Source organism: Veillonella parvula, from assembly GCF_048309325.1.
GTDB lineage: Bacteria > Bacillota > Negativicutes > Veillonellales > Veillonellaceae > Veillonella > Veillonella parvula_T.
In genome coordinates this window covers 253,374-264,883 of sequence record NZ_DBFBTX010000004.1, presented here as the reverse complement: position 1 = coordinate 264,883, position 11,510 = coordinate 253,374, and the positions used below count along the sequence as shown (strand labels likewise).

General features: G+C 39.4%; 8 protein-coding genes. 7 read left to right on the top strand and 1 reads right to left on the bottom strand.

Annotated elements, in window-relative coordinates; all coding sequences use genetic code 11:
- The first annotated feature begins 136 nt into the window (after window positions 1–136).
- Entirely contained in the window at window positions 137–868 is a 732-nt protein-coding gene (gene hemQ / locus ACMKPP_RS03840; protein WP_279009005.1) for a hydrogen peroxide-dependent heme synthase, read from the top strand.
- A 700-nt stretch (window positions 869–1,568) separates the two neighbouring features.
- Here the strand turns inward: hemQ and ACMKPP_RS03835 are convergent.
- Window positions 1,569–2,906, bottom strand: a complete 1,338-nt coding sequence (locus ACMKPP_RS03835; protein WP_279009008.1) for an MFS transporter — start codon at window positions 2,904–2,906, stop codon at window positions 1,569–1,571.
- Window positions 2,907–3,268: 362 nt separating this feature from the next.
- On the opposite strand from ACMKPP_RS03835, the gene ACMKPP_RS03830 reads away from it, so the two are divergent.
- The 6 genes from ACMKPP_RS03830 to ACMKPP_RS03805 all read left to right on the top strand — a co-directional run bounded on the left by ACMKPP_RS03830 (window position 3,269) and on the right by ACMKPP_RS03805 (window position 11,239).
- Window positions 3,269–3,955 (top strand): Crp/Fnr family transcriptional regulator, encoded by a 687-nt coding sequence (locus tag ACMKPP_RS03830; RefSeq protein ID WP_118091059.1) that lies wholly within the window; start codon window positions 3,269–3,271, stop codon window positions 3,953–3,955.
- A 71-nt stretch (window positions 3,956–4,026) separates the two neighbouring features.
- Entirely contained in the window at window positions 4,027–7,704 is a 3,678-nt protein-coding gene (locus tag ACMKPP_RS03825; protein WP_418369298.1) for a nitrate reductase subunit alpha, read from the top strand.
- On the top strand, window positions 7,694–9,127 hold the full coding sequence (gene narH, locus ACMKPP_RS03820) for a nitrate reductase subunit beta (protein ID WP_038125763.1): 1,434 nt from the start codon (window positions 7,694–7,696) through the stop codon (window positions 9,125–9,127). Before ACMKPP_RS03825 ends, narH begins: the two co-directional genes overlap by 11 nt.
- On the top strand, window positions 9,120–9,644 hold the full coding sequence (gene narJ / locus ACMKPP_RS03815) for a nitrate reductase molybdenum cofactor assembly chaperone (RefSeq protein WP_038125764.1): 525 nt from the start codon (window positions 9,120–9,122) through the stop codon (window positions 9,642–9,644). The genes narH and narJ overlap by 8 nt, the downstream gene beginning before the upstream one ends.
- Window positions 9,641–10,312, top strand: coding sequence for a respiratory nitrate reductase subunit gamma (narI, locus tag ACMKPP_RS03810; RefSeq protein ID WP_004694017.1), 672 nt, complete (start codon window positions 9,641–9,643; stop codon window positions 10,310–10,312). The genes narJ and narI overlap by 4 nt, the downstream gene beginning before the upstream one ends.
- A 324-nt stretch (window positions 10,313–10,636) precedes the next feature.
- Complete coding sequence (locus tag ACMKPP_RS03805; protein ID WP_012863816.1) at window positions 10,637–11,239, top strand: ferric reductase-like transmembrane domain-containing protein; 603 nt, start codon at window positions 10,637–10,639, stop codon at window positions 11,237–11,239.
- The last annotated feature ends 271 nt before the right edge of the window (window positions 11,240–11,510 follow it).

The window sequence follows — 11,510 nt, the reverse complement described above, 5'->3', positions numbered from 1 at the left end:
ACTAATAAAAAAACTCAATAGAAACTAAATTGAAAAGACTCTATATGCTATAATAGTAAGTGGAGTCTTTTGATTTCCTTAGTTATATAGATACATTATTATTTTGATATAATCACCGTAGATAGGAGTGATCATAATGGGAAAAGCAATCCCTACAGTAGAAGGTTGGCATAGCCAACACATGGTATTCGCCATGGATTTCAGCGCATGGAACTGCTTTACAGCTGAAGAAAAAGCAGCAGCGCGCAATGAATTAAAAGCATTCTTAGCAGACCTTGAAGCTAAACATCAAGCTAAAGAAGGAAGTTATGCATTCTATGATTGTAATGGAGCAAAAGGGGACTTAATCCTATGGATTCTTGGTCCATCTCTTGAATACTTGGCTCAAATAGAACGCAAATTCCGCCGTCTTGCCATTGCAAGCGTATTAGTACAAACATACTCTTATACATCTGTAACAGAAGTAAGCACCTATGTTAAGGCTAAGCTCGATACAGAGGAAGTTAATCAAAAACTATATCCTCATGTACCTCGCGATAAATATATCTGTTTCTATAATATGAGTAAAAAACGCGAAGGTGATGATAATTGGTTCATGCTACCACCACAAGAACGCGGAGCCTTGATGAAGTCTCATGGTGAACTTGGTAAAACATACTTGGACGTTTTATCTGAATTCACCACAGGTGGCTGTGGCTTAGATGACTGGGAATGGGGTATTACCATCTTCAGTAACGACGACATCCAATTCAAAAAAATCGTATATGATATGCGCTTTGAAGTAGCCAGTGCAAAATACGGTATCTTCAGCGACTTCTACGTTGGTACCATCATCGACGACGCACTACTAGAAGAAATCTTTGGATAATAAAAGAGCCTGCAATGCAGGCTCTTCTTTATTATTTAATTCATATATATCGATAAATAACTGCTTATTGTATCGTATATTTGTTCAATTTATAATGTTGTTAAGGTAGTTGGCGAGGTTGGGCCTCTCTTCGTTATAGAAGGGGGTGAGCTTATGAGTGACTTTGAACTTATTACAGTTATTACTGGAATCTTGACGCTAGTCGTTTCCTTTGGAGCACTTATAGCGCTTATTTGCCTCACAAAAAGCAAATAGCCCTCCGTTACCAAGTGTAATTAGATAAACAGAAAGGCCATTTCCTAGATAATTAGTTTTTGAGATGCGCCTGACGTTCCTACTCGTCTGACTATCTATTTATATTATAGAGATAAAGGTATATATCGTCAAATTATAATGAATGGACTGCCTTGCAGTCCATTTTTCTCCCCTCAAAATGAAGGCTATAATTTTGAGGGGAGAAAAGTTAATATACGCACTATACTTCGTAAAATATAATTCACAATATATGAGTATCGCACTCGCAACTATATTCTCATAAAAGAGAACCCCGCATCGATCCGACTTACGAGGTCAAGGCCCTAGGCCGCAGACCTGATAAGTATGGAGGAGAGATGCGGGGTTTCTTTTATCACTTAGTATAGAAAAGTGAATTATATTTTGTAGTACTGTTCAGTGAACGTAAATTTTCTGTTCCAGAAAATTATACGTTCATGTTTGCACCTTTACGCACATAGAACCAGTAGCACACAGCCACAGTTACAATGTTAAATGCAAGTAATACAGCAAAGGCTGGGTGAATATTGCCGAACATGGAATATACAAAGCCAAAGATCTTAGGTGTAATGAAGGCACCGTATGCAGCTACAGCGGCTACGAAACCTGTAATTAAAGAGGAGAGCAAAGGATTGCCAAATACGTGTGGAATCATACGGAATGTTGCACCGGTAGCAAAACCACAGCATACAAAGGTTAATACGGACATTGCGAAGAAGAATGGGAAGTTGTGCATATCTACACCAACCGCAATCAATGCAGTGGAAGCACATAAGCCAATAAGACTAATGAAGGTAACTTTTGTACCGCTGTTGATCTTATCTGCTAACCAACCACCTACAGGACGAAGGGCACCCGCTACAAGTGGACCTACGAACGCGATGGATGCAAATGGGACTTCAGGGAATTCTTTGCCTACTAACAAGCCTAGTGCAGCTGCGTAACCAGAGAATGCACCGAAGGAACATGTGTAAAGCAATGTAAGCGCCCATGTATGCTTATTGCCAAAAATTTGTACGAGGTTTTTAGGATTTGGTTTTTCTAGAGGTAGGTTATCCATGAAACGAGTCATCAATGCAAGGATAACTACAAGAGGTACAACCCACATGAAAGCAGCATTAGCTAGATATACTGCGTTGCCCTTAATAATTGCTGGCGTTACGCCAAATACACTACCTAAAGCGGCAGATCCCATAGCAAATGGAGCTAGGAAGTAGATTACAGAAATACCAAGATTACCAACGCCGCCGTTGATACCAAGCGCTGTGCCTTTTTCGGATTTAGGGAAGAAGTTGCCAATGTATGCCATAGAGGATGAGAAGTTGGCACCTGCTAAACCGATAAGAGCTGTTAAAATCATAAATGTCGCATAAGAAGTTGTTGTATCTTGTACAGCAAAGCCAAGCCAAACAACAGGAACTAATAAGATAATTGTGGAAATAAATGTCCAGTTTTTACCGCCTAATAGTGCTGGCATGTATGTGTATACAAATCGCAATGTAGCACCTACAAGGCCTGGTAAGGCAGCTAATGTAAATAATTGATCTGTAGTAAAGTTAAATCCAGCGCTATTTAGCTGAGCCGCAATGGTTGCCCATAAGTACCAAACACAGAATGAAAGTGTTAAGGCAATGGTGGATATAACGAGGTTTTGTTTAGCAATTTTTTTGCCAAACTTTTCCCAAAATTCCGGATTATCCGGTTGCCAATTAGCCACGATTTCGCTACGGCTTGCACCTACTTGAGGCATTTTTAGTTCGTTCATTTTGAACTTCTCCTTACTGTAACAACTATACACGCAGATAAGACAAGAAAAATATATTAAAATTATATATAAAGTATATATAAATAATAAAATCTAAAAAATTCCTATAGAAAGTATTCGATTTGCTTACAAATTGCGTTATAATTATTGTAGCATTAATATTTTTCAATGTCTTACATCACAGATATATTATATAGTGTAATTTTTTTTGTGAATGTGATGTAAAACACACATATTCTGAAATTAATAAGTTATAATAATCTTATATATACGAAAAAGTATATAGTATAGGTGCTTTTACTATAAATAGATTAGTATAACTAATGGATTTTGTTATAAAAGTACTGTGGAGTGATAATGGTATGGATCAAAATTTAATTAACCAATTGCTTGCTTTGCCGGGTGAGGAACTACATCTTAAAAAAGGTGATTTTCTCTTCCGTGAGGGGGACAAGGCAGAATACTTTTACGTAGTAGTAAAAGGTAGAATGAGCATTAAAAAGTTCGAAGCTAGCGGACACATTTTTGCGTTGCGTTTAGTAGGACCGAATAATGTAATTGGTGAGGTTCCGTTGTATGAGGAGAACACTAGAACATATGTGTTCAACGCCATTGCTCGGGAGGATTGCTCTGTTTACTGTATACGCTATGATGTGTTGGAAGGGGCTATTGCAAAAGACCATTCATTGGCCATTGCGATGATGAAAATCTACACTTTACATATGCGTCGTCAACAGGCAAAATACCGAGACTTGCTACTTTACGGCAAGAAGGGAGCATTCTATTCTACCTTGTTGCGCTTAGCCAATAGTTATGGTGTAAAGCGCGAGGATGGTATCTTTATTGATATTGCCCTAACAAATCAAGAGTTGGCTGAGTTTGCTGCCACATCAAGAGAAAGTTTAAATCGCATGTTAAGTGAGTTGCGTAAGTTAGGCTATGTAGCCTATGACAAACACCATCTAGTAATCTGTGATTTTGACGCTTTAATCGGATTACTTGATTTAGAGGTTGATGGTATCGACCCTAATATTAGTAATATCGAATAACAGGATTTTCTCCCTTGTGTTAGCACATCTAGCACAAGGGATTTTTTTGTAGTTTTGAAGGAGGACACGAGATGAGCTTGTTGTCTCAAAAGTTTAAGTTTCTTCGCAAGAAGGAAGTATCTCCAAGTGGTCATCAAATCACAGAAGATGGTGGTCGCGAGTGGGAAAATTTTTATCGTGACCGTTGGTCTTACGATAAAGTAGTCCGTACGACTCATGGTGTAAACTGTACTGGTTCTTGTAGCTGGAACATTTATGTTAAAAATGGTGTTGTAGCTTGGGAAAATCAAGCAACTGATTACCCTGAAACACCAGATGATATGCCGGATTACGAACCACGTGGGTGCCCTCGTGGTGCGACCTTCTCTTGGTATCTCTATAGCCCTTTGCGCGTAAAATATCCTTATGTACGTGGCGAATTGGCTGAGCTTTGGAGAGAAGCAAAGAAGAATGCTAAGAACCCAATTGAAGCTTGGAAATCTATCGTAGAAGATCCTGAAAAAGCGAAAAAATATAAGTCTGCCCGTGGTATGGGTGGCTTTGTGCGCTCCACATGGGATGAAGCAACAGAAATCACTGCAGCATCCTTACTATATACAGCAAAAACTTACGGTCCTGACCGCAACGCAGGATTCTCGGTAATTCCTGCGATGTCCATGTTGTCCTATGCAGCAGGGGCTCGTTTCCTTAACTTGATGGGTGGTACACCATTGTCCTTCTATGACTGGTATGCCGATTTGCCACCTTCCAGCCCTCAAGTTTGGGGTGAACAAACTGATACACCTGAATCTGGTGACTGGTATAATGCTGGTTACATCATGACTTGGGGTTCTAACGTACCGTTAACTCGTACGCCAGATGCTCACTTCTTGACAGAGGTTCGTTATAAAGGAACTAAAGTGGTATCCGTGTCTCCTGACTATGCGGAATCTACCACATCTTCCGATGCATGGCTCAATGTAAAAGCTGGCACCGATGCGGCGCTTGCTATGTCTATGGGTCACGTTATTTTAAAAGAATATTACATCGATAAAGAAACTCCATACTTTATAGAGTATGCAAAAGAGTTTACAGATATGCCATTCCTTGTACGCGTTGAAGAAATTAACGGCACGGTTCAACCAGGTCGTTTCTTGAATGCTAAGGACTTAGGTCGCCAAGAGGAAGGCGCTGACTTCCAAATGGTATTGATTGATGAATTGACAAATGAAATCGTTGTTCCTAATGGTACAATGGGTGAACGTCACACACATCCTGAAAAATGGAATTTACGTCTTGAAAATCGTGATACAGGGGCTAAAATCGATCCTCGTTTATCCGTATTTGATCAACGTGAAGATGTGACTGTTGTTAAATTACCGTACTTTGGCGATGAAGAACACGAAGGTATTATTGAACGCGCTATTCCAACTATTACAGTACAAACTGTTGATGGTCCTGTGAAAGTGACTACTGTATACGATCTTATTCTTGCTAACTATGGTATTGACCGTGGTATCGGTGGTGAGGTAGCGACAGCTTACACTGACGACACACCTTATACACCTACATGGCAAGAAAAAATCACTGGCGTAAAAGCAGATATTGCTATTGCTACAGCACGTGAGTTTGCAGATAATGCAGAAAAAACGAAAGGTCGTTCCATGATTATCATGGGCGGTGGTATCAACCACTGGTACCATGCCGATGTTATTTACCGCACTATTTTGAACCTTATCATGTTCTGTGGTACAGAAGGCGTTAACGGTGGTGGTTGGGCCCACTACGTAGGTCAAGAAAAACTTCGTCCTGTTGAAGGTTGGGGTGGTATCATGACTGCCAATGACTGGAGTAAGGCTCCTCGTTTGCAAAATGGTACATCTTGGTTCTACTTTGCTACAGAGCAATATCGTTCTGACTGCATCGATTTGGCAGATCGCGTATCTAAATTGGCTAAACCTCGCTATCGTCATCCTGGGGATTACAATGTATTAGCAGCTCGTTTAGGCTGGTTGCCATCTTATCCTACTTTCAATAAAGGTAGCCAAGATTTGATTAATGATGCTCGCGCAGCCGGTGCTAGTACAGAAGCAGAAATCAACCAATATGTAGCACAAGCCTTGAAAAATAAAGATTTACAATTCTGCGTAGAGGATCCTGCAGCTAAAGAAAACCACCCTCGCAACCTGTTTGTATGGCGTGCGAACCTTATCGGCTCCTCTTCTAAAGGTCATGAGTACTTCTTGAAACATTTATTAGGCACAAAAAATGCCGTATTGGAAGATGATGATGCTCCTACGCGTCCAGAAGAAATTAAATGGCGCGAAGCAGATGGTGCGGGTAAGCTTGATCTCTTAATTGATATCGACTTCCGTATGGCGTCTACAGGTTTATATTCTGATATCGTGTTCCCAGCGGCTACATGGTATGAAAAAGAAGACTTGTCTTCCACAGATATGCATCCATATGTACATGTATTCCAAGCTGCTGTTGATTGCGCATGGGAAACTAAATCCGACTGGGATACATTCCGTACCCTTGCAGAAACAGTATCTCGCGTAGCAAAAGAATCTGGCTTTACAGAATATGAAGATATTGTAGCTACTCCACTTGGCCATGATAGCCCAGGCGAAGTAGCGCAACCAGAAGGTAAAGTTCTTGATTGGAGTAAAGGCGAATGTGAACCAATCCCTGGTAAAACAATGCCGAACCTCGTTCATGTAAAACGCGATTACAGTCAGATCTTTGAAAAATACATTGCTTTAGGACCTAATATCGAAAATAAAATGGGTGCTCACGGTTTGGCGTGGGATGTATCTGACGAATATCAAACATTGTATGCTCAAAATGGTACGATTGATAATCCAGACTTCATTTCTCATGGCCGTCCAAGCATTTACGAATGTAAGGAAGCTTGTAATGTTGTATTAACATTATCTTCTTGTACAAATGGTAAATTAGCGGTTCGTTCTTGGAAAGCGATGGAAGAAAAAACAGGTCTTTCTGGGCTTGAAAAGAATGCAAAAGGTCGCGAACAAGAAAAAATTACCTTCGATGACATGGTTCGTCAACCACGCTTTATCATTAGCTCTGTAACAAGTACTGGTAAGAACGATAAAAACCGTCGTTATTCTCCATTTACAACATCTACAGAAGATAAGGTACCATTCCGTACTGTAACAGGTCGTCAATCGTTCTATTGTGATCATGAAATGATGCGTGACTATGGCGAAGCTATGGCATTGTACAAACCTGTATTGTCATATAAACCAGTACAAGGTGATTATAAACAAGAAGGTATTCCAGAAATTACATTGAAATACTTAACTCCACATAATAAGTGGTCTACACATAGTATGTACTTTGATAGCCAACAAATGTTGACATTATTCCGCGGTGGCCAAACAATTTGGCTCAACGAAGATGATGCAGCAGAAATTGGTGTTAAAGATAACGACTGGGTAGAAGCTTTCAATAAAAATGGTGTAGTTGCAGCTCGTGCAGTTGTATCTCCACGTATTCCTCGTGGCATTTCTTATATGCATCACTCCCAAGACCGTCACATCAACGTTCCTGGTACGCAAGTTAAGAAAGATCGTCGCGGTGGTACACACAATGCGCCAACTCATATTCACATGAAGCCGACACACATGATCGGCGGTTATGGTCAATTGAGCTATGGCTTTAACTACTATGGCCCAACTGGTAACCAACGTGATATGACAATTGTGGCTCGTAAATTGAAGGAGGTGGATTGGCTTGAAGATTAAAGCTCAAGTATCCATGGTCCTAAATTTGGACAAGTGTTTAGGCTGTCATACATGCTCTATTACTTGTAAAAATACATGGACGAACCGCGAAGGCGCGGAATATATGTACTTTAATAACGTGGAAACCCGCCCTGGCGTGGGTTACCCACGTAATTGGGAAAACCAAGAGAAATGGAAGGGTGGCTGGACTCTCGATAAAAGCGGTAATTTGGCGCTTTCCACAGGCTCTAAAGGCTCTCGATTGATGAAGTTGTTCTATCATCCAGAACAACCAGAAATTACGGATTACTTTGAACCTTGGACATACGATTATGAAACATTAATTCATACCGGTCGTAAAAATAATCAACCTGTAGCACGTCCTCGTTCTTTGTTAACAAAGCAAAAAATGGAAGTAACATGGGGCCCTAACTGGGATGATGATTTGGCTGGTGGTCATCATGCACGGGAAGATGTGAACTTGGCTAAGATGGGTGATGATATCGTATTTGACTACGAAGAAGTATTCATGCGTTATTTACCACGTCTTTGTAACCACTGTTTGAATCCTGCATGTGTAGCAGCATGTCCATCCGGTGCTATCTACAAGCGTGATGAAGATGGTGTTGTACTTGTTTCTCAAGATGTATGCCGCGGTTGGAGACATTGCGTTCCATCTTGCCCATACAAAAAAATCTTCTATAACTGGGAAACAAATAAAGCTGAAAAATGTGTATTCTGTTACCCTCGTTTGGAAAATGGCTTGCCTCAAATTTGCGCTGAAACATGTGTAGGTCGTATGCGCTATGTTGGTGTAGTCTTATACGATATGGACAAAGTTCAAGAAATGGCAGCTACGAAGGATGAACAAGAAATTTACCAAAATACAGTAGATTTGATCTTGGATCCTAATGACCCAGAGGTTATTAAAGCCGCTCGCGAAGCAGGTATCTCTGAAGCATTCTTGAAAGCAGCTAAAAAATCTCCTGTTTACAAGCTTGTAAAAGAATGGGGCGTTGCATTGCCATTGCATCCAGAGTATCGCACATTGCCAATGGTTTGGTATGTGCCACCGCTCAGCCCAATCTTACAACGTGTTACATCTGATGTTTACTTGCCTGATGCACATGAAATGCGCGTGCCTGTACAATACTTAGCTAATATGTTTACTGCTGGTAATACAGATATTTTAGCTCGTGTATTACAACGCATTCTCGATATGCGTGAATACATGCGCCGCCGTGAGACAGGTGATGAAGCAATCGCTCATGAAGTAGATCTTACAGAAGAGCAAATGTATGCTATGTACAAATTGTTAGCATTGTCTAAATATAATGATCGTTTTGTTATCCCATCCGATGTTAATGTATCTCGCGAAGGTCGCTTAGAAATGCAACACAATCGTGGTTTTGCATGCCCGACAGGGGGTTGCCATAATGGATGATGCACAAAAAATAGCTCTCATTGCTTCTTTTTTGCTTCGGTATCCAGATGAATCTTGGTACAATGAACTTGGTGAATGGAAAGAGGATACTTACTCTGTTGAGCATCCTCAGCTTCGCCAAGGATTGCTAGAGTTCTTTGATTACATTGAAGAAACGGATCGTAAGGCCTTTGAAGATCAATACGTACGTATCTTTGACTTCAGCCGTAATACGACGATGTACTTATCGACTTACGAATTGCAAGGTACAGGGGAACAAGCAGAGGAACTCGTTAAATATAAAGCCTTCTTCCTAGAAAATGGCTATGATTTACCAAAGGAGATGCCTGACTATATTCCAGCTATTTTAGAGTTATGTGCAGTTATCGAACCTGAAAAGGCTCGTGAAGTATATGATTATTGTAAACCAAAGCTAGAATATATTAGGGATCGATTGATCGAAGCAAAACTGACCTATGCATTCTTATTTGATATCATATTGTCGGTTGCAAATGGATTGGAGGACGGTGCACGATGAATCTATTTTTATGGGGCGCTTTGCCATATATTGCGTTTACCTTCTTAATCGTAGGCACACTTGTTCGTTTCTTCTACTTTGAAAGAAACTGGACTACAAAATCAAGTGAATTTTTAGAGAAAAAACAATTACGTATTGCCAATCCATTGTTCCACTTTGGTTTGCTATGCGTTATCGGCGGTCACGTAGTAGGTGTATTAGTACCTAAAACTTGGACTGCAGCTATGGGTATTAATGACCATATGTACCATGAAGGTGCATTGTATATGGGTGCTGTAGCGGGTATCATCTTTATCGTTGGTTTCTTGCTCTTGATGAAACGCCGCTTTACTGTACCTGCTATGAAAGTAAATACATCTGGCTTTGATAAATGGCTATATTTATTTTTAACATTGGCTATCTTTAGTGGTATGGCCGGTACATTACTTAATGCATCTGGCTTCTTTGATTACCGTGTATCCATCGGTCCATGGTTCCGTAGCTTACTATCCTTTATGCCGGATCCATCCTTGATGGAAGGTGTACCATTCATGTTTAAATTCCATATGTTGGCATGGATGGTGGTTGCTATTATCTTCCCATTCAGCCGTTTGGTACACTGCTTGAGTGTTCCACTCAACTATTTAACACGTCCGTTCATCGTATATCGTAAACGGGATCAAAAATAATTAGGATGATGATTAATTTGTATGCCTATATATAATAGGATTCATTAATCTATGGCCCCTTGTAGTGGTGAAAGCATATGCTCACAACTATGAGGGGCTTTTTATTTACCGATTCTGTATTAGTAGATTACAATGTATTCTCTGTAGAGAAAAAATTTATTCATTGTAATAAACTTAGAATTACTATAATAGGCATTTTAATTTAGAATTATTCTTATAATATATACTACGTATCTAATATAAGTAATCTACAAAATTCGATTTAAATGATAAACTATATCGTATAGATTGAATTTTTTAGGTATTATTTTCGAGAGGTATATGATGAATCAAGTTGAAACAAAACAGAAAAAAAGTATTTACCATATCTTTGTATGGATTGCTATTTTCTCCTTAGTTATGATCGGTTTATTAGAGTGGGGCTACATGGCCGGTGGTCGTGCCTTTGGTAACTATAAAGTGTATACGGGTCTTGTGCCATGGTGTGTATGGATCGTCATGACCTATTTAGCGACTCGCCCTAAATGGTTTACAAGCCGCTATAACTTAGGTGACATGTATAAGGTACACCGTGCATTAGGTATTGCCACGGTAGCTGTTATTGCATTCCATTTATATCTCTATTTTGGTAAAGCGGCTAAATCCATCCTTGGTTGGTGGGGCGGATATGTGGCTCTTACCTCCTTTGGTATTGCTACAATCTCTGGCCTTGCGTTCTTAACTCCAAAACTTAGAAAGGTTACACCATCTGGTCGTAATGTAGGTATTTGGTTACATCGATTAAATCTTGTAGCACTTGTTGCTGCAGATATCCATATTCATGGTTTTAATCGTATTTCTAAAATGGTGCCATTCTTACAAGTGTTTGATATTATTACATACGGTCTCGTTCTTTACTGCATTTACTTGATGTTTAAAAAGAAATAATATGAATTATTAGAATCCCTTCTGTATCATGCAGAAGGGATTTTTCGTTACATTTATAGTTTCTAGTAAATTAACATAGGATATTAACATAGGATATTATCAGTTTGAGTCATAAATGATTGTGAGATTGATATACATTTTCTCTTTACTCATATAATGAAAATTGTTATTATCTGTATGTTAAACATGATAATGATAATTAGGTTCGTAAATTCATTGTCTGTTCATTTTTATTCTTGTTATTTTTATTTCTGTTATTTTATTGTGTGAG

What these genes read in the sequence shown, in the direction of transcription:
- hemQ (WP_279009005.1), top strand. Translation starts at nt 137, where the DNA reads ATGGGAAAAGCAATCCCTACAGTAGAAGGTTGGCATAGCCAACACATG.
- ACMKPP_RS03835 (WP_279009008.1), bottom strand. Translation starts at nt 2,906, where the DNA reads ATGAACGAACTAAAAATGCCTCAAGTAGGTGCAAGCCGTAGCGAAATC.
- ACMKPP_RS03830 (WP_118091059.1), top strand. Translation starts at nt 3,269, where the DNA reads ATGGATCAAAATTTAATTAACCAATTGCTTGCTTTGCCGGGTGAGGAA.
- ACMKPP_RS03825 (WP_418369298.1), top strand. Translation starts at nt 4,027, where the DNA reads ATGAGCTTGTTGTCTCAAAAGTTTAAGTTTCTTCGCAAGAAGGAAGTA.
- narJ (WP_038125764.1), top strand. Translation starts at nt 9,120, where the DNA reads ATGGATGATGCACAAAAAATAGCTCTCATTGCTTCTTTTTTGCTTCGG.
- narI (WP_004694017.1), top strand. Translation starts at nt 9,641, where the DNA reads ATGAATCTATTTTTATGGGGCGCTTTGCCATATATTGCGTTTACCTTC.
- ACMKPP_RS03805 (WP_012863816.1), top strand. Translation starts at nt 10,637, where the DNA reads ATGAATCAAGTTGAAACAAAACAGAAAAAAAGTATTTACCATATCTTT.